This is a genomic window from Chryseobacterium sp. 1B4 (assembly GCF_036631475.1).
Taxonomy (GTDB): Bacteria; Bacteroidota; Bacteroidia; order Flavobacteriales; family Weeksellaceae; genus Chryseobacterium.
The window spans coordinates 17,831-36,628 of record NZ_JAPNUF010000013.1 but is presented as its reverse complement, the minus strand read 5'-3'; the positions used below and the strand labels follow the sequence as shown (position 1 = coordinate 36,628).

Below are 18,798 nucleotides of genomic sequence, written 5' to 3'. Positions count from 1 at the left end.
TTTGATAATGGAGAGCTTTCTGTGATGAATAATGTAGGATATCCCAATCCGGACAAATCTCATTTCCGAAGCATGGATATCTGGCAGTCAGCCAGCAGAAGTGATCAGTTTCTGGAAACAGGATGGCTGGGACGTTTCCTGGACGAAGAATGCTACCGGTGCGACCATCCTACCCAGGCACTTGAGGTGGATGATATGCTCAGTCTTGCCCTGAAAGGGCAAAATAACAAAGCTTTCGCATTTAAAGATCCTAAAAGGCTCTACCAGACGAGTCAGGAAAAATATTTCAAGTCTCTTTATGACCACCATCATGATGATGAAACAGTGTCCTATCTTTATCAGACTTTAGGCTCCACCATCAATAATGCCGATTATATTTTTGAAAAAAGCAAAGCTAAAAAGACAGAGCAGACTTATCCGAATTCCCAGTTGGGAAAAGACTTTAAGACTGTAGCTTCTTTAATAAAGTCAGATATCAATACTCAGGTTTACTATCTTTCAATAGGAAGTTTTGATACTCACGTGAATCAGAATGACCGGCAGAAAAAATTGTTCAATGATATCAATGAGGCGGTAAAATCTTTCGTTGCCGATATGAAAAGCAATGGACTCTTCAAGAATATTTTACTGATGACATTTTCTGAATTCGGACGCCGTGTGGCTCAGAATGCCAGCAACGGAACTGATCACGGAACAGCCAACCAGATGTTCTTTATCGGCGGAAGCCTTAAGAAGAAGGGACTGTTAAACACCCTTCCCGATCTGCAGAATCTGAATGAAGGCGATCTGATCTACAAAGAAGACTTCAGGAAAGTATATGCTACGATTCTAAAAAACTGGCTAAACGCAGACTCCTCCAAAGTATTGGGATGGAAAGACGGGATTTATGATTTTGTGTAAACAAACCGCAAAGTCACAAAAGCTTTTAAACGCTTAAGTTGTTTCAGATACTATTAAATGCTTGAGAAGTGCACTTAAGCTTTTGAAACCTTACATTCACATAATTAATAAACAATTTGGATTCCTATGGAATGACATACTGTGTGAATAGGCCATCATTACAATTGTGTCATTCCGTAGGAATCCAGCCACAATCTCGCAAAAAATTACACTTCTGACCAATAACTCAACTGAAACATAAGAATTCCCATCCTCTGGAGGGGTGGCAAAAATTCATAGAATTTTTGACGGGGTGGTTCTCAGCGTTCATCAAAAAAGTCCATTAACAAAAAAAAAGAGACTGTACCTAGTTATGACAGTCTCTTTTCAATAATTTTAAATTTTAACTACTTTACGTTTAAGCCGTAATCTGCTTTGGTTCTTTTTCTTTCTGATCTTCTTTTTTATCAAGTTTCTCAGATATTTTTTTAACAATATATTCTATTGCTATGGGTGCTATGATTGCAATTAATGCTTTAAATATTCTTGATTTCATACATATAATTTTGTGATTATAAATAATGCAATTTCCAAGCCAAGATGGAATAAAGAAACAAACACATCTTTATAACCTGATGATAATAAAGCATTTAAATCAATCAGATTTCTTCAGGGATGATCAGGTTCTGATAATTTTTATATCCGGCACTGAACTTTTCCTCCATTTTCAGCCTTAATTTCTTTGGCTTATGCACAATCAGAGAATCTCCGAACCCTAATAACAGTCTTTCCAGCTCAAAATTGATCTGGACACAGATTTTAAAAAGTGTACCCTCATGGTCTTCTCTGATAACCTCCTGACTTTTATGCAGCGGCTTGGTTTTCACATACGGTGCATTTCCTGCATCTACCCAGAAGATCACGTTTCTCGGATCCATTGATTCTGATACGGTAACTCCTACAATATCTTTGAAATATTCATCCCCATCCAGGCTTTTATCAATATACCGGAGATTGTCATCCACTTCAATACTTTCCATTCTGTCCAGTGCCAGATTGTACATTTTCTGTTTGTAAAGACAGATCAGGAACCAACGATTGTTAAATTCCTTCAGCAGCTGAGGATGGACGGTATATATACTGGATTCCCTTGCCGTAAAACTTTTATAAAGAATCTTCAAAACCTTTTTATTAGCAATACTGTCGTACAGAATATCAATATGTTCCAAGCCTTTCAGCTGTTCATTTTTATCCAGATGAATAATTGATTTCTGGCTGGTTGCATGAATAGAGTCTTCCAGCTTCTGAATGACCCCGTTCATCTCTTTGAACATGGAGAAGTCCTTGAACTGTTTCAGGATCTGAACTGCATTATTCATCGCTTTCAGATCACTTTCATTCACCGAAATATTGTGAATACTGTATTCAGGATCACTGTAACGGTAGTATTTTCTTTCGTAAACCTCAATAGGAGCCTCATATCCGAATTTTTCACTCCGCATATTCTGAAGATCCAGCTGAACTGTACGTTTACTTACATAGGATTCTTTCCCTTCAAATTCAAACAATGCTTCCGAACATTCATCAATGAGATCCTCCAGCGTATATTTCCTGTATTTGTTTTTAAGACATTTATCTAATGTTTTATACCGGATCAGAGCATTTTTATTGGATGACATACCTTAGTGTTTAATGATTGGGTGTTTTAAATGAAATTTGCTTTTTTCTGCTCTTTCTTAAAATTATTTTTCTTTTAAAGCATTGTCATCAAAGGTAATTCCATCCCAGCCGAATTTCATAAAGTTCCGGATATTCTGATGGTCAGTTCCTTCGGGATTTTTCAAAACATCTTCTCTGTAAAACTCACCAAACAGCCAAAGAGTTTCTTCTTTTGTAAGATCCTGCATGCTGGCAAAGCTGAAAACCTTGCATGAACCATTGTTTTGCCCGGCCTGATTGGTAGTATCTCCGTTTTGAAAAGCAGTAGGTGTAAACTCATAATGTTCGTCAATATAAGCGACAACATCACTAAACTGAATGGTTTCAGGGAAATGTTTTAATTGTTCTAATAGTACCATAGATATCGGTTTTATTATTTTTTATTTATTTCATACAGATTTCCACCCTGGATGATCTGATTTTTAATTTTTGTAAAAATAATTAAAATTTCTTTATCTACGCAAAACTATTGCGTAATAAGGTTATTACTTTGCATCATCAAAATGAAACAACAATGGAATTTAATGGAAATCATTTAATCGAATTAGGATATAGACCTGGAAAATGGTTTAAAGATGCCATTAGCTATATCAATGAAAATAAACTGAATGAACAGCAGATCACAGAATATCTGGCTCAGTTCACCCAGCCGGCGCTTATTCCGCTTCACGAGACAGCTAAAGATTTTATGATCAACATCCGGGCTGAGCATGAAAGTGAGAATGATAATGTAGATAAAGTAATCAAAACAATGGGTGTTCTGATGAAAACCCCTACTCTGATTGGCGGAGCTTTAATGCCGGATGCCTGCCCTACCGGTCCTGAAGGTCAGATTCCGGTAGGTGGCGTAGTGATTGCGCAAAATGCTATTCACCCGGGATTCCATAGCGCTGATATCTGCTGTTCTGTGATGCTGACGGATTTTGGAAAAGCCAATCCAAAAGATATTCTGGATGCTGCGCATTCTGTAACACACTTCGGGTATGGAGGAAGACCAAGAGGAGAACAGATGCCGATGTCCCAGGAACTGATGGAGGCTTTCAGAGAAAATGAATTCTTAAATGATGAAAAGCTGATCAGCATTGCCCGTTCTCATATGGGAACCCAGGGAGACGGAAACCACTTCCTTTTTGTCGGAATTTCTAAAAATACAGGAAATACCATGATGGTAACCCATCACGGATCAAGAGCCCCGGGAGTTGCTTTATATGATAAAGGAATGAAGGTGGCCAACCGTTTCAGACAGGAAATTTCTCCCGAAACATTGAGAGAAAATGCCTGGATTCCTTATGATACGGAAGAAGGTAAATCCTATTGGGAAGCGCTTCAGCTGATCAGACAATGGACTAAAGAAAACCATACTTCCATCCATGATGCTGTTCTGAACAAGCTTGAAATGGAAAAGGAAAACAGATACTGGAACGAACATAATTTCGTTTTCAAGGATGGAGACCTGTTCTACCATGCCAAAGGAGCAACTCCGCTGGATGATAAATTTATGCCTGATATTACGGGACCAAGACTGATTCCATTGAATATGGCTGAACCGGTACTGATTGTTCAGGGAACAACTAACGAAAGAAACTTAGGTTTTGCACCGCATGGAGCAGGAAGAAACTTCAGCAGAAGCCAGCATAAAAAGTCTCTGGCTCATAAAACGACTGAGGAAATCTTCAATGAGGAAACCGCCGGATTGGATATCCGTTTCTATTCCAATGAAATTGATATTTCTGAACTTCCAAGCGCTTATAAAAGTGCCAAGAATGTAAGAGCGCAGATTGAAGAGTACGGACTTTGTGAAGTTCTGGATGAAGTAATGCCTTACGGATGTATCATGGCCGGAGATGTGCAGAAAAATGCACCATGGAAGAAAAAGAAGAAATATAGAAAAGCATAATTTTTAAAAGTGTACTCAAACCTTACGGGTTTTAGAAACCCGTAAGGTTTAAATAAAAACAACCCAAGTTTCTCAGCACTAAAAAATTATTTTAAAGAAAAAACTCAGGCACAGAAAGTTCCTATAAGGTTAAAATTACTTTCCGCCTTTTTATACATTATAAGGCAAAGGGAGTTCCTATATTTTTTGGATAAATTACTCCCCGCTTTTTATAAACTATAGGTAAAAAGGAGTTCCTATACCCTTCACTTTTAATGAAATTACTCCTCACTTATTTTTTAAACTTAAAACAATGAAAACACTACAATTATTCAATGCTGTACTGGCTAAAGAATCGAATGCAAAGCCATTTATTTCCAATGACGGTTTTATCATTGAACCTGATGCTGTTTGGGCAAAAAATGAAATCATATCCTTCTATGCCAAGGAAAAACTGAACGGAAATGACCTGAATAAAACCTTCCATAAATCATGGGAGAAAATAAAGAATACCTCCAGATATGATTTATTAATTGAACAGATCACCCATTATGTTTCAACCTATGGAAGTGATTTTCAGAACGAAATTTATATTCCTGCTGAAATACTGAATGTCCCGGATATGAAGATGGTTTTTAAAGTCATCAAAGCGTATACTGTGGAAGAAATGCAGGAAAAATGTCTTTCTCTTTTAAAATCAGGAATGGCTTTAAAGGAAGAAACCATTGATGATTTGCTTGATATTCTGCATAACGAACTGGAATATGATTTTACAGGAAAAGAAAATATCAGAAATAAGGAAGCCATTATAAAAATAGCCGACCAGTACGATATTTACCCTGAAAATCCTGTTGAGTTTTTCCGTTATATTATTTATAAAACAACCAACACGACGCTTTTAATCAAAAATAATGATCTGATTAACCTGATCAAACAGAGTAATTTCAATCCAACCTATTTGTTTGAAAGCTTCGGTCTGGAAAAAATGGCAGAAATTTTCAATAGGTTCAAACCTTTATTCCTGGCTTACAAAAGCAGAGCTCCGAAAGCCGTCAATAAAATATCAAAGCTGTCTAAAGTGCATCATAAACCACTGATCACAAATCCGTTGAATAATGCCACCAATACATTGCTGGAAAACAGCGACTGGCACTGGCTGGAAAATGCGACACCGTTTGCATTGTTCAAAGCATTGTCAGCATGCTATTCAAGAATGTATGGGCAGGATACCTTTGTGTACAGAGTGCGAAACGGAAAATCATGGACTAAAAAGGGAAGGAAACTTACGTGAATCAGTTCAATTATGATTTTATTCTGGATTTTCTGAAACTGAAGTATGAAAACCTATCCGGAAAGAAATTCTATTTCCCTGAGCATGTAGAATTTGCATTACCAACTTCTGAAAAGATGTTTGTAGGAAATATTCCTGCCGGAACCCGTTTTTATGCTGAAAGACTTGCTGTAGGGGTCTATTGGGAAGATCGTTGGGGTGCCCGTGACCTTGACCTTTCAGGATTGAATATTGCAGGAAAAATAGGCTGGAATGCTGCTTATAATCACGAAAACGGACAGCTGATGTACTCCGGAGATATGACTTCTGCACCCAATGGTGCCGTTGAATATCTTTACGCCAATAAAGGACATTGTGCACCAACACTTGTGATGAACAACGTTTTCAGTGGGAATGCGGATTCCGGATATAAAATCATTATCGGAAAAGGAGATAATATCTCTTATGACTATATGATGAATCCTAATAATCTGTTTGCTGAAGCCAGATGTAACGCTGTCCAGAAGCAAATGATTCTGGGAATGCTGGCCACAAAAAACGAAAAACAATGTTTCGTACTATTGAATTTCGGAGCAGGTCATTCTCATGTTTCAGGAAATAATCAGGTTTCTACGATGGCAACAACGGCATTATACCAGCAATGGTATGAAGCAATGTCCTTCAATGAGCTTGTAAAAGAGCTTGGGGCTGAGATCACCACAGAAAAAGCGGAAGCTGATTTTGATTTCTCGCTGGAAAGCCTGGAAAAAGATAGTTTTATCAGGATTTTTAAATAAATTCTAAGACGTCATCTGGTTGCATCAGGTGGCGTTTTTGTGAAATTTTGCTGGTAAACGCTGAAAACTACCCGTCAAAAATTCTTTGAATTTCCGCCACCCCTCCGAGGGAGGAGAATTTTCATGTTTCAGTTCAAATAGTATTCAGAATTGCAATTCCCAATTAATTTTACCTGATAACACCAACTGGATTTCTATGGAATGACACAATTGCAATGATAGTTTATCCATACAGTTTGTCATTCCGTAGAAATCCAGCCTCCAAAAATCAGAATTACCTAAATGTATTCTATTACAAACAGCTTAAGTTTCGGCTAAAGCCGTTTGAAAACTGTAATCTTATTAAACGGACTAAAGTCCGTTCCTATTGAATAAGAACAGCTATTATACATTCACCTTTTTTACGAAAAATCCCTTCATTCACATGAATAATCACTTTCTTTCCATAATCAATCTGAATAGTAAACATATTCTCCAGCGGAAACTGAAGCACAGTCTGAAGGATCAGACGAATGACTCCGGCATGAGTAATAATGAGTACTTTCTCCTTACTTTTTCTACCAATTAAATCCCGCCAGAAGCTGAGAACTCTGTTTTGCATTTCAAGAAGATTTTCTCCGCCGGCAGTTTTAATATTGACGAAATCTTTGTACCACGGAGTGATTTCTTCTTCCGGAATATCGGTCCATTTTTTCAGTTCCCAATTCCCGAAATTCATTTCACGGAGTCTTTCATCGGTGTGATAATTAAATTTAAAATAATCCGCTAACAAACGGCAGCGCTCAGAAGGACTGGAAATAATGACATCAAAACGACAATCAATATCCAGCGATTTAAAATCATCAATATAATTTTTCTTTAAAGGCATCTCTGCAAAACCATAACACAGATTTTCAGGATTTTCTACAGCGGTATGACGGATCAGATGAATTTCCATACGATGATTGTTCCTAGATAAAATAAAACTTCACAAACCTGCTGAACAGATCCCAGACAGTCTCCTGTGTAACCGCCGATATGTTTTTTAAAATACCAGCCCATATATATTTTACCAGCATAAGCCAAAGCAAAAGCGAAAATCAATCTCCAGTCCGGGATCAGGGCAAAAGCCACCAGAACACTAATAAATCCTACCAGCAAAGCTGTTCCATCCAGAGGCTTATTGGCCAGAGGCTTTGATTTACTGACATCGATATCCGTAACATATTGGTGGGTATAGATCATCGTTCCTGAAATAAACCGGCTCACCGTATGGGCCAGAATAATGATTCCCAGTACTCTGACCGGTTGATCACCGACACTACCCAACGCCTGAATACTGTAAAACTTTAAAGCAAAAAGCAGAATAATGCCTATGGTACCATATGCTCCTACCCGGCTGTCCTTCATAATGGTCAGGATTTTTTCTTTTCCGTATCCGCCCCCGAAACTGTCACACATATCTGTAAAACCATCTTCATGGAAAGCTCCTGTCAGCAAAACACCGGCAATCATCATTAAAACGATCCCAACCTCAAGGTTAAACAACATGGTAGAAAAAAGCACCACTGCATTGATCAATCCTACCAAAAGACCTACCCACGCAAAATATTTCTGAGATTTATTCATAATCTCACTGGAATACGGAACAGTAAACGGAACCGGAATTCTGGTGAAGAACATGAGTGCTGTAGCAAAATAGATCAGTTCATTTTTGAGGATTTTCATTTTCTTTTTAGTCTAAAAATTACTTAGTCAGTTCCTGTAAAATTAGGAAAGCTTTTAACAACGGTAAAGGGATCAGTTAAAAAAATAAGAAACATGAATCTTATCACCTTAAGATTTACCTTTTGCATTCAGCATATTTTTTACTTTGCCCCATTAATAACCATGAAAAAAGAACAAATGAAAAAAGCGTATTTCGTTGGATTATGTCTTATATCCATCGTAAGCTGTTCAGCTCCCGGTGATGAGCTGGACAATGTAAATGAAGCACAAGCCTTAAATGCATCCGGTAGTAACATGTTAGCAAAAGGAGGCTTCAGAGATACTCCGGACACCCCAACCTCCCCTGCAGGAATCTGGTCAAAATCTTTTTATTTAACGAATCCTATTTACGGTTTCTACAGTAATCTGACCAAAAAGCACCTGTACAATACCTCTCCGTTACCGTCCGAACTTCCTAAATCCTATCCAGGACTGGACTATTACTTTCAGGAAAGTTTATTAGGTTCTGCAGACGGACCCGGCCCTGTCATTACAAGATGGTTTCACACAGGAACCAATGATCTGGTATTAACGACTAATCCTAATGAATTGGTGGGACAAAGCAATTGGGAGAAAAGAAATCTCGGCACCAGCTATAATGGTGATGAGCCTGGAAGTTTTCCTATTTACAGGTATTTCAACGGTGATAAAAAGACGCACTTTTACACCAGAGACAAAAATGAGCTGGGAGACGGAAAAGACGGCTATGAATATGAAGGAATCGCTTTCTACCTGAAAGATTCTGAACCCAAAGCATACCGTGTTCATGACGGACAGTTTTTCCAGGATAATGCGACAGGAACCCTTTATATCGTATTTGAAAGTACCCTGAGACGTATTGAATCTTTTGCAGTGATCAATAATCTGTTTGCTGTTCAGGGTAAAGCCTATCTGGTTTTTAAGGTAAATATAGAAGATTACACAGGAGAAAGAGGACCGGACATCACTTCAGGAACCCAGCTGGTACGAAACACCAATACCGGAAAACTTTATCTTGTAGATGATGGTTTATACAGGTATATCCCTACGATGCAGATATTTAATATCTATAAATTCAATGAGGGTGCTATTCAAAATAAACCTGTAAGAATGATGTTTACAGGTAAAGATGTTGCACACACTTATTAATTATAATTGATTTTAAGATAAAAAGGGGCTTCATTGCCCCTTTCTTATGTATGAAGTTAAGATGATTTATTAGAAATCTGAGCATCTTCAAAGCTGGACATTTCATTCAGGAAATTAACGGCACTTTGAATAATCGGATAGGCTAAAGCACAGCCTGTTCCTTCTCCGAGGCGCAGATTCAGATTGAGAATAGCCTGTTCTCTCATCAGTCCCAATAACTGAGGATGGGCATTTTCATTGCTTACATGGCAGAAGATACAATTGTTCAGAATCTCAGGATTCTTTTTCCAGACCGTTGCTACTGCTACTGTGGCAATAAATCCATCCACCATAATCAGCATATTGTGATGATACGCTTCTTCTATGGCTCCGATCATTTGGGCAATTTCCAATCCGCCAAAGGTTTGGGCTATTTCATCTTCGGTCATTTCGGAAGGATATTTTTCAACCGCTTCCGTTAAGATATGGATCTTATTCTGCAGCTGATGGTCATTCAATCCGGTTCCACGTCCTACACAATGGGTGACCGGGATATCAAAGAGCTTGCTCATCATCAAAGAAGAAGCAGATGTATTTCCTATTCCCATTTCTCCAAAACCTATAATATTGCAGCCTTTTTTCGCAATATCATTCACCACAGATTTTCCATTTTTAAGAGCCTGCCGGTATTCTTCAGGCGTCATGGCAGGTTCCTCCAGGATATTACGGCTGGATTTTCTTACCTTTTTATCAATCAGATTCAGTCCTTCCGGAAAATCGAAATTCACTCCGGCATCTACAATTTTGATTGTAATACCATTCTGTCTGCAAAAAACATTGATGGCGGCACCTCCTCCTAAGAAATTCATCACCATCTGATAGGTGACTTCCTGTGGATAGGCACTTACGCCTGCAGTGGCAATTCCATGATCGGCAGCAAAAACTACCATATGAGGATTCAGTAACTGTGGTGAAGTGGTTTTTTGTACCATTCCTATTTTATGGGCCAGATGTTCCAAATGCCCTAATGCGCCTAAAGGTTTTGTTTTAAAATCAATTTTATGCTGTAATTCTGATGATAACATGGATCTTTATAGTGATGTTAAATGGAAAAATGCAATATTAGTGAAATAGAGAGTATTTTGTATGGTTTGTCTGGAGTTTTTATAAGCTGGAAGCCAGAAGCCGGGAGCTGGAAGCTAAATATCCCTCAATTTCAAACTCTCTGACCTTATAACGCTCCCACTCTCAAACACTCTCACTCTCCTACTCTCAAACCCGAAACCCGAAACCCGGATCCCGGATCCCGCAACAAAAAAACAACGTAAGAACATTGCGCACTTAGCTCTTTACTTTGCAGTATAAATCAAAAACAATGACACCCAAAATACTTGAAAAAATAAAAGAAATAGAAGCAGCACGGGGCGTGGAAGTCCTTCTTGCAGTAGAATCAGGAAGCAGAGCCTGGGGTTTTGCATCTCCTGACAGTGATTATGATATCCGTTTTATATACCGTCATGAAAAAGACTGGTACCTTTCTCCCTGGGATAAAGATGAAACAATAGAATTTATGACAGAAGATGATCTGGACGGCTCCGGTTGGGACCTGCGAAAGACGTTTCATCTCTTGTTAAAGTCGAATGCGGCTTTATTGAGCTGGTTCTATTCCCCTATCGTTTATAAAGCGGATGAAAAGTTTGTAGAACTGTTCAAACCTTTGGCAGATGCCTGTTTTTCTCCGGTTGCCGTTTCTTACCATTATCTGAGCATGAGCAAGAAATACCTGGAAGCTTGCAGAAGTGATGAAGTCAAATTAAAAAGTTACTTTTATTGCTTACGAACCACGTTAACAGGAAAATGGATCATAGAAAAGGGAACAGTTCCTCCTGTATTATTCAGTGACCTGCTTGTTTTAACAGATGAAACCACCAGACGGAAAATAGAAGATCTTGTTGCCTTAAAAGCAACCAAAGGAGAATCCTATTACCACCCGAACGATTGGGAACTGTTTGATTTTCTGGAGAGAACAATCGCTGAAAATGAGGAAAAATCGAAAAGCTTATCGGGAGGAAAGGCGGATAAAGGGGAGATGGAGAGGGTTTTTAGGGAGGTATTAAAACATTAAAATTTAAATCCATGAAGAAAAAGAATTCTTTCATTGAACACTGCAGTACAATACAGTCAAAATACGGAATAATAATACCGGAAAACATCCGGAATTATTTTGCCACATTTCCTGAACAATCTGAAAATTTTTATTATCAGGCGCTCAAAAATGCTGATGATTACAAAATATTTTATACTAAGGAGTTTGTAGAGTTTGTTGTCACTAAATATATGGATGCCGATACAAATTTTGAATTTCTTCAAAATATCCTTGATGAAGGAAATTATGAGTATTCATTACTCGAAAAAAATTTATTTCTGAAAGTATTGATTTTTCATTTTTGAATGAATGCCTTCAGAAATTTAAAACTACTGCTTTTTATATTGGGGTTTATACATTTGAAACGTGCGGAGGTGAAGAATTTCTGATTATAAATGGTGATAAAAAAGGATATATTGCAGGACGTTCCCATTATGGATTTGAAAAAAATGAGATTAACAATCTCATGATTAAATATCAAAAAATTGATTTTATCAAGAAATTACAATTTAAATAAAAATGACCATCCAAGACCTAAAAAACAAAAACCTCCTCCTCTTCGAAGCCATTTCCGGAAGCAGAGCTTTCGGGTTGGCGACGGAAAATTCTGATACGGATATCCGCGGGGTGTATTATCTGCCGAAGGAAGATTTCTTTGGGCTGAACTATATTCCGCAGATTTCCAATGAGACGAATGATATTACCTATTATGAAATCGGGAGGTTTATAGAACTGCTGCAGAAAAACAATCCTAATATCCTGGAAATTCTGGCCAGTCCGGAGGATTGTATGCTGTACAGACATCCGTTGATGGATCTGCTGAAAACGGAGGATTTCCTATCCAGACTCTGTAAAGGTACCTTTGCAGGTTATGCGGTTTCACAGATTAAAAAGGCCAAAGGACTCAATAAAAAAATTGTAAACCCTGTTGATAAAGAAAGGAAATCGATTCTGGATTTCTGCTTTATCCTTGACGGACAAGGTTCTGTTTCATTGAAAAACTGGCTGAATGAATTCCGATCCTCTGGAGGGGTGTCCGTAGGACGGGGTGGTCTCTCACAGGAAAATTGCGGATTGGTGAGCATTGATCATACAAAAGGAATGTATGCTTTATTTTACGATGAGTCGGGAATATTGGGATATAAAGGAATTATTCAGAATGAAGAGGCTAATCAGGTTTGCGTATCGTCCGTTCCTAAAAATGAAAAACCGGTCGCTTATATGTTCTGCAATCTTGATGCGTACTCTGTTTACTGTAAAGACTACAGGGAATACTGGAAATGGGTGGCTGAGCGTAATGAAGACCGTTACAATGTTAATCAGACCCACGGACAGAACTATGACAGCAAAAATATGATGCACACCATCCGGCTGCTGCAGTCATGTGAACAGATTTTTAAAACCGGTTCACTGACGATTCGTGTAGAAAACCGTGACGAACTTCTAGATATCAAAGCGGGCAACCAGTCGTATGAAAGCGTCATGCAAAAGGCTGAAAACCTGATACAATCCATAGAAGATCATTATTCTACTACCACTCTGCCCGACTTTCCGGATCTGGATAAAACAACAAAAATATTAATTCAGATCAGAGAAAAACTGTATAATAATGAGTGATGAATGGTGGGACTGTTGAATTGCCAATGCTCCCACTCTCAAACTCTTTCACCCTTAAACTCAACCACCCGCACCCCGAATCCCGAATCCCGCACCACTCACTTCTTCGAGACCTTCGCCATCGGATTATAATCAAGGCAGATTTTGATCCAGTATTCAAAATCATCAGGCTTTTTGAAACCTGAAGGTTCTACGTAACAATATCCTTTAAGCTGCTTTCCTTTCATAATCATCGGCAAAAAGCCTTTCTTCTCCGAAACCTCATCTTCCAGTTCAGGATCGTAACGGCACATCAGATTTTCATGGCTGATGTTGATACACATCTTCCCGTTCACCAGAAAAGACAGTCCGCTGAACATTTTCTTTTCTTCAATCTCTATATTATTTTCCAGAGAAAGCCGTTCGCGTACCCGGTCGGCAAGTTCAGTACTGTAAGCCATTATTTTAATTTTTAGTTATTTAAAATTAACAAAAAACAGTGATGATCACGCTATTTCTTCTTTTTAGAAATGGATTCTAATTTCAAAGGATAAAATTTTATTTAAATTAATTATTGTTTTACGATAATTAATTATACATTTGCAATATCAATATGCGTATCATGAATCAGACTAAAATTATTGCAAGAATTCTATTTTATATCTGTTCCGTATTATCGGTGGGATATTTAATCACTGTGCTGTACTCTCTGATCTGCCTTATAACAGATTTTTCTGTTATGCCTTATGGAGACGGGAAATACCTTCATATCAATTATCCGTTTACAGAAAAACCTTTCCTGAATATTGACAACAGCTATCCGTATATCATCTTTTCATTTCTGTCTGTGCTTATCACATACGGAATCTTTTTCTGGTTGGCCGCCAGGGTTTTCAGAGTATTTTTTCAGCAGAAACTTTTTACACAGGATAATATACGGCAGCTGACGAGATTTTACCTGTATAATATTTTCATTCCTCTTCCGCTGGTGATTATCGCGAGTTTCTTTGTGGAAGTAGAAAGTATCATCTGGGGACTGGTGTTTATTCACTTTATGCTTGGAATTTTCTGCCTGTTTCTTGCGAATATCTTTAAGCAAGGACTACATTTGCAAAACGAACAAGACCTATTTATTTAACATGCCAATTATAGTCAACTTAGATGTGATGCTTGCCAAACGAAAAATGCAGAGTAAAGAATTGGCAGAAAAACTGGGTATCACACCCGTTAACCTTTCTATCCTGAAGACCGGTAAAGCCAAAGGCGTCCGTTTCGATACCCTTGAAGCGATCTGTAAAATCCTGGAATGCCAGCCGGGAGATATTCTTGAATTTAAAGAGTAGTTGGGATTCAGGATGCGTGTTGCGAGGTTTGAGAGTCAGAGTGTTTGAGAGTGGAGTATAAAGTTCACTTCTAACTTCTAGCATCCAGCTTCCAGCCATAAACTTAAACTTTAAACTTTAAACCCAAAATTGCTGCCGAAAGGCCGCCTGTCCTTCTATTGCCCAAACACAACGCTATGAACACATTAACCATCAACAACCTTAGTCTTACCTATAAAAATGGTTTTCAAGCCATTAAGAACATTTCTCTTGATATCAAAAACGGAATGTTCGGGCTGCTTGGTCCGAACGGAGCCGGTAAATCCTCTCTGATGAAAACCATTGTCGGACTTCAGAAACCCACTTCCGGAACGCTGCTTTTCAATGATGTGGATATCGTTAAAAACCCTGATTATATTAAACAGAATCTGGGATTTCTTCCCAGGATTTTGGCGTGTATCCGAAAGTGTCCGCGTATGATTTGTTAGAACATATTGCCATTCTGAAAGGCATTAACAATAAGAATCAACGTAAAACCCAAATTCTGGGTCTGCTTGAAAAAGTCAATCTTTCTGATTTTGCAAAAAAGAAGTCCATACTTTTTCAGGCGGAATGAAACAGCGTTTTGGGGTGGCACAGGCCCTGTTAGGTGATCCGGAAATTATCATTGTCGATGAGCCTACTGCAGGACTGGATCCTGAAGAACGCAACCGTTTCAATACTTTGCTCAACGATATCAGTCAGGAAGTGATTGTTATTTTGTCTACCCATCTCGTGGAAGATGTCAGAAATCTCTGTTCGGAAATGGCAGTGATGAATCATGGACAGATCCTTAGAAAAGGAAACCCGGGAACATTGATGGCTGAACTGGAAAACAAAATATGGTCAAAACCTATCTACAAAAACGAGCTGGAAACTTATGGTTCCAATTATGAGATCATCAGCAGACAATTGCTGGAAAGAGAACTTCACATCACCGTATTTTCTGAAGAGTCCCCGAAAGACTTTATCTCCGTAACCCCTTTACTGGAACACGTTTATTTCCATACGCTTATTCAAAAACCTTAACCATGAACACTTTATTTATATTCGAAGCCAGACGTAGCACCTACCACTGGCCTGCCTATCTTGTGGCTTTACTTTTAACAGGAATAGGTATCTTCTGCGGCAGCCAGTTCAATCTTTCAGCCGGGGAAGGAATTTATCTGAACTCACCTTACACTATCGGTTTTATGACCGGAATGCTAAGCCTTGCCGTTATTTTTTTTGCTATCATTTATGCGTTACAACTGTTGTTCAGGGATCAGGATTCAAAATTTGACAGCATTCTGTTTTCTTTTCCTTTTTCAAAATACACTTATCTGAAAGGGAAATTTTATGCGTATTTCCTTCAGACTTTTTAAGTTTTACATTTTTAATGACGGGCTTCCTCCTCGGGCAGCTGATGCGTACAGGAAGTGAAATGCAGGAGTATTTTAATATCCTGTATTACCTGTACCCATTATTGATCTTCGGGTTAATCAACAGTTTCTTTGTCTGCAGCTTTCTGTTCCTTATTTCATTTACAGTAAAGAAAAAACTGATGGTGGTAGCGGGCGGGCTGCTTCTGTATGTATTGTATATGATCATTTTACTGTTTTCCAATTCCCCGTTTATGGCAGGAAGTCTCCCTCAGTCATTGGAAACACAGCAGCTTTCGGCTTTGATCGATCCGTTTGGATTATCGGCTTATTTTTTGCAGGCCGGCGATCTTACAGTTCATCAGAAAAATATCCAGCTGGTCCCTTTCACGGGCTATATTCTGTTCAACAGAATCTTATTTTTACTGCTTTCTTTTGGATTTTTATTGCTATCCTTTACATTATTTTCTTTCTCCAATACATCAGGACAGAAAGTAAAAACACAGGGAAACCTTCAATCATTCTCTGAAATAGGTACATTGGAATATTCTATTGTTGCTCCAGACTTTAACTGGTGGTGTTCAATCCGGTCCGTATTTTCTTTCGTAAAAACAGACCTTACCTATCTGTTCAAGAGCATTGCTGTTCCTGCGGTTTCTATTCTGCTGCTATTCTCAGTCGGAATGGAAATGTATGCTGAAATTGAAAAAGGAATCCGCCTTCCGCAGAAGTATGCAAGCTCCGGACTGATGGCAGCAACCATCTCAGAGAATTTTCATCTGCTTGGCCTGCTGATTACGGCTTATTTTCTGAATGATATTTACTGGAGAAGCCAATCTTCCGGATTCAACCTGATTGAAAACAGTACTTTCTTTGCAAAAAACCGGTTAACTGGTCATTTTGTTTCGGTCAGTTTACTGCTGTTCTTCTTTACCGGGATTTTAATGGTTCAGGGAATTATTTTCCAGGCAGCTTATCAGTATTTTCATATTGATTGGAACGCCTATCTCGGTGTTTTTCTTTTCAATACTTTTCCTTTGATCTTATTTTCAGGATTTATCCTGTTGATAAATGACAGAATTCCCAATAAATTTATAGGGCTGGGAATTTCCATTCTTGCTGTTTTCATGTTGTCAGGACCGGTTTCCGGGAAAATCATTTCTTACCCTCTTCTCAGAATATTTTCAGATTTCAAAGGGTCTTACAGTGATTTTAACGGGTATGGAATTTATGAAAAAGCTTTTGCAGAAAGACTTATATTCGGAGCAGGGATCATCAGTATGCTGTGGTTATTCAACAGTATTGTAAAGATTAAAAAAATACGTGTTTCCGCTTTGATTTTCACTATCTTTCTGCTGATCTCAGGGATCATTGCCGGAATATTCTTTATGGAAGGATACGTTCCTAAAAATGAACAGCAGAACATCTTAAGTTCCGTAGAATATGAAAAGAATTACCGGAAATATGAACATATTCCACAGCCTGATATCACCGGTATTACTACAGAAATTAAGCTGTATCCTTCGGAAAATACTTATCAGATCACCGGAAAATATATACTTACCAACCTAACCAATCAACCCATTAATAAGATCCTTATCAATTTTAATAAAGACTTACAGCTTGAATCTGCTGTAATGACATCAGGAAATGAAAAAACAGAGATTCTTCAAAACATCACGGAAGTTATAGTAAAACAACCTCTTCTGCCGGGAAAAACTGCTTTTCTTGATTTTACATTATCATATCAATGGTTTGCTGTAAACGGACATCAGCCTTTTAATGCTGTCATAAAAAACGGATCATTTATGAGAATCAGCAGGTATTATCCTGTGATTGGTTATCAAAAAGATTATGAAATCCACGATCAGAAACAGCGCGATCATTTCAAACTGGGAAAGCGCACAGGATTGAAAGAACCAGAAGCTCCTGAAGTGGAAAAAAGATTTTATCGACCTCAATATGATTGTTTCCACCGAGAGGGATCAAACAGCCATAGGTACCGGAGATCTGATAAAAAAATGGACAAAATCCGGACGAAATTATTTCGAATATAAAGCAGAGCAGATTCCTTTCCGGTTTGCTGTTTCTTCTGCAGAATATAAAGTAAAAAGCATGAATTATAAAGGGATAGCCGTTACTATCTTTTATCATCAAAAACATTCTGAAAACGTCAGCCATCTTCTTGAAAATGCTAAGCTTACCTTGGATTATTGTCAGCAGAATTTTGGGCCATATCCTTTTAAAACCATCAGTTTTGCTGAAATTTCTTCTTTTACCCGGGGCTTTGCCGCCACTGCCTATCCTTCTGTGGTCTTTATGCCGGAAGATATGATTTTTCATGCCAATATACAGGCAGATAAGAAGCAGGATGTCATCAATGAACTGGCCGGGCATGAGCTTTCCCATCTCTGGTGGGGAAACAGCCGGATTGATCCGGATGACCGGAAAGGCTCTGTAATGCTTACTGAAACGTTAGCGATGTATACGGAAATGATGCTGTATAAAAAAATGCATGGCAAAGAAAAAATGATGGAAAGAATCAAGGTACACCAGCAGATCTACGATAATGAAAAAGGACTGTCTGAGAATGTACCTATTTATAAAGCTACGGGAAATGTTCCTCACATTTCTTATTCCAAAGGCGCGATTGCCATGGTACAGTTGAGCAACCTGATAGGTGAAGATCATGTGAATACAGCCTTAAAAAACTTTCTCAACAATAACCGGTATCCAAAGAAACCCGCTTCATCAGACCTGATCCGTGAGTTTTACAAAGTTGCTCCTGACGCCTCAACCCGAAAACAGATTGACAGGTTATTTAAAACTACAGAAGATATCATTTTTACTTCCGGTCCTGATACGGCTTCCACAGAGGCAAAACTAAAGGAACCGATTGACGGGTTTTAATTTTTTCTGAAAATATTTTTCAGGAACTGT

The 18,798-nt window shown here is 38.3% G+C and carries 20 protein-coding genes and 1 pseudogene; 14 read left to right on the top strand and 7 right to left on the bottom strand.

Features of this window, described 5'->3' with window-relative positions; all coding sequences use genetic code 11:
- Positions 1 to 24 precede the first annotated feature (24 nt).
- On the top strand, positions 25 to 900 hold the full coding sequence (locus OWR28_RS25610) for a DUF1501 domain-containing protein (protein WP_332389057.1): 876 nt from the start codon (positions 25 to 27) through the stop codon (positions 898 to 900).
- Between the two features lie 397 nt (positions 901 to 1,297).
- Here OWR28_RS25610 and OWR28_RS25605 read toward each other — a convergent pair whose 3' ends face one another.
- The 3 genes from OWR28_RS25605 to OWR28_RS25595 all read right to left on the bottom strand — a co-directional run bounded on the left by OWR28_RS25605 (position 1,298) and on the right by OWR28_RS25595 (position 2,957).
- Positions 1,298 to 1,435: a hypothetical protein gene (locus tag OWR28_RS25605; protein WP_002980888.1), complete on the bottom strand. Its 138-nt coding sequence runs from the start codon at positions 1,433 to 1,435 to the stop codon at positions 1,298 to 1,300.
- Between the two features lie 103 nt (positions 1,436 to 1,538).
- Positions 1,539 to 2,558 carry a WYL domain-containing protein gene (locus tag OWR28_RS25600; RefSeq protein ID WP_332389056.1) on the bottom strand — a complete coding sequence of 340 codons (1,020 nt, stop codon included), beginning with the start codon at positions 2,556 to 2,558 and terminating at the stop codon, positions 1,539 to 1,541.
- A 63-nt stretch (positions 2,559 to 2,621) separates the two neighbouring features.
- Positions 2,622 to 2,957 (bottom strand): HopJ type III effector protein, encoded by a 336-nt coding sequence (locus tag OWR28_RS25595; RefSeq protein WP_332389055.1) that lies wholly within the window; start codon positions 2,955 to 2,957, stop codon positions 2,622 to 2,624.
- A 737-nt stretch (positions 2,958 to 3,694) separates the two neighbouring features.
- On the opposite strand from OWR28_RS25595, the gene OWR28_RS27430 reads away from it, so the two are divergent.
- The 3 genes from OWR28_RS27430 (at position 3,695) to OWR28_RS25580 (ending at position 6,541) form a co-directional block, all read left to right on the top strand.
- Entirely contained in the window at positions 3,695 to 4,495 is an 801-nt protein-coding gene (locus OWR28_RS27430) for an RtcB family protein (protein ID WP_494168544.1), read from the top strand.
- Positions 4,496 to 4,787: 292 nt separating this feature from the next.
- Positions 4,788 to 5,765 (top strand): hypothetical protein, encoded by a 978-nt coding sequence (locus OWR28_RS25585; RefSeq protein ID WP_332389053.1) that lies wholly within the window; start codon positions 4,788 to 4,790, stop codon positions 5,763 to 5,765.
- Positions 5,762 to 6,541 carry a hypothetical protein gene (locus OWR28_RS25580; protein WP_332389052.1) on the top strand — a complete coding sequence of 260 codons (780 nt, stop codon included), beginning with the start codon at positions 5,762 to 5,764 and terminating at the stop codon, positions 6,539 to 6,541. The genes OWR28_RS25585 and OWR28_RS25580 overlap by 4 nt, the downstream gene beginning before the upstream one ends.
- Before the next feature lie 364 nt (positions 6,542 to 6,905).
- On the opposite strand, the gene cobC is transcribed toward OWR28_RS25580, so the two are convergent.
- Together cobC and OWR28_RS25570 are read right to left on the bottom strand one after the other, a co-directional pair.
- Entirely contained in the window at positions 6,906 to 7,478 is a 573-nt protein-coding gene (gene cobC / locus OWR28_RS25575; protein ID WP_332389051.1) for an alpha-ribazole phosphatase family protein, read from the bottom strand.
- Complete coding sequence (locus tag OWR28_RS25570) at positions 7,463 to 8,248, bottom strand: adenosylcobinamide-GDP ribazoletransferase (RefSeq protein ID WP_332389050.1); 786 nt, start codon at positions 8,246 to 8,248, stop codon at positions 7,463 to 7,465. The genes cobC and OWR28_RS25570 overlap by 16 nt, the downstream gene beginning before the upstream one ends.
- A 162-nt stretch (positions 8,249 to 8,410) precedes the next feature.
- Between OWR28_RS25570 and OWR28_RS25565 the strand changes: the two genes are divergently transcribed.
- A complete protein-coding gene (locus tag OWR28_RS25565; protein WP_332389049.1) occupies positions 8,411 to 9,415 on the top strand; it encodes a hypothetical protein in 1,005 nt (334 codons plus the stop codon).
- Positions 9,416 to 9,471: 56 nt separating this feature from the next.
- On the opposite strand, the gene cobT is transcribed toward OWR28_RS25565, so the two are convergent.
- On the bottom strand, positions 9,472 to 10,479 hold the full coding sequence (gene cobT / locus OWR28_RS25560; RefSeq protein WP_332389048.1) for a nicotinate-nucleotide--dimethylbenzimidazole phosphoribosyltransferase: 1,008 nt from the start codon (positions 10,477 to 10,479) through the stop codon (positions 9,472 to 9,474).
- A 290-nt stretch (positions 10,480 to 10,769) separates the two neighbouring features.
- Here cobT and OWR28_RS25555 point away from each other — a divergent pair, with 290 nt between their 5' ends.
- From OWR28_RS25555 to OWR28_RS25545, 3 genes are all read left to right on the top strand, one after another.
- Positions 10,770 to 11,519 (top strand): nucleotidyltransferase domain-containing protein, encoded by a 750-nt coding sequence (locus OWR28_RS25555; RefSeq protein WP_332389047.1) that lies wholly within the window; start codon positions 10,770 to 10,772, stop codon positions 11,517 to 11,519.
- 11 nt (positions 11,520 to 11,530) lie between these two features.
- Positions 11,531 to 11,845, top strand: a complete 315-nt coding sequence (locus tag OWR28_RS25550) for a hypothetical protein (RefSeq protein WP_332389046.1) — start codon at positions 11,531 to 11,533, stop codon at positions 11,843 to 11,845.
- A gap of 214 nt (positions 11,846 to 12,059) precedes the next feature.
- Entirely contained in the window at positions 12,060 to 13,157 is a 1,098-nt protein-coding gene (locus OWR28_RS25545) for a nucleotidyltransferase domain-containing protein (protein ID WP_332389045.1), read from the top strand.
- A 98-nt stretch (positions 13,158 to 13,255) separates the two neighbouring features.
- Here OWR28_RS25545 and OWR28_RS25540 read toward each other — a convergent pair whose 3' ends face one another.
- Positions 13,256 to 13,597, bottom strand: a complete 342-nt coding sequence (locus tag OWR28_RS25540) for a TfoX/Sxy family protein (protein ID WP_332389044.1) — start codon at positions 13,595 to 13,597, stop codon at positions 13,256 to 13,258.
- Positions 13,598 to 13,758: 161 nt separating this feature from the next.
- Between OWR28_RS25540 and OWR28_RS25535 the strand changes: the two genes are divergently transcribed.
- The 6 genes and pseudogenes from OWR28_RS25535 to OWR28_RS25510 all read left to right on the top strand — a co-directional run bounded on the left by OWR28_RS25535 (position 13,759) and on the right by OWR28_RS25510 (position 18,768).
- On the top strand, positions 13,759 to 14,274 hold the full coding sequence (locus OWR28_RS25535) for a DUF2975 domain-containing protein (protein ID WP_332389043.1): 516 nt from the start codon (positions 13,759 to 13,761) through the stop codon (positions 14,272 to 14,274).
- Position 14,275: 1 nt separating this feature from the next.
- Complete coding sequence (locus tag OWR28_RS25530) at positions 14,276 to 14,479, top strand: helix-turn-helix domain-containing protein (RefSeq protein WP_002980904.1); 204 nt, start codon at positions 14,276 to 14,278, stop codon at positions 14,477 to 14,479.
- 176 nt (positions 14,480 to 14,655) lie between these two features.
- Positions 14,656 to 15,526, top strand: a pseudogene (locus OWR28_RS25525) (ABC transporter ATP-binding protein).
- 2 nt (positions 15,527 to 15,528) lie between these two features.
- The gene (locus OWR28_RS25520) at positions 15,529 to 15,861 is read left to right on the top strand and encodes a hypothetical protein (RefSeq protein WP_332389042.1); all 333 of its coding nucleotides are present in this window, start codon (positions 15,529 to 15,531) and stop codon (positions 15,859 to 15,861) included.
- Between the two features lie 14 nt (positions 15,862 to 15,875).
- Positions 15,876 to 17,915 carry a hypothetical protein gene (locus tag OWR28_RS25515; protein ID WP_332389041.1) on the top strand — a complete coding sequence of 680 codons (2,040 nt, stop codon included), beginning with the start codon at positions 15,876 to 15,878 and terminating at the stop codon, positions 17,913 to 17,915.
- On the top strand, positions 17,821 to 18,768 hold the full coding sequence (locus OWR28_RS25510; protein WP_332389040.1) for a M1 family aminopeptidase: 948 nt from the start codon (positions 17,821 to 17,823) through the stop codon (positions 18,766 to 18,768). The genes OWR28_RS25515 and OWR28_RS25510 overlap by 95 nt, the downstream gene beginning before the upstream one ends.
- Positions 18,769 to 18,798 lie beyond the last annotated feature (30 nt).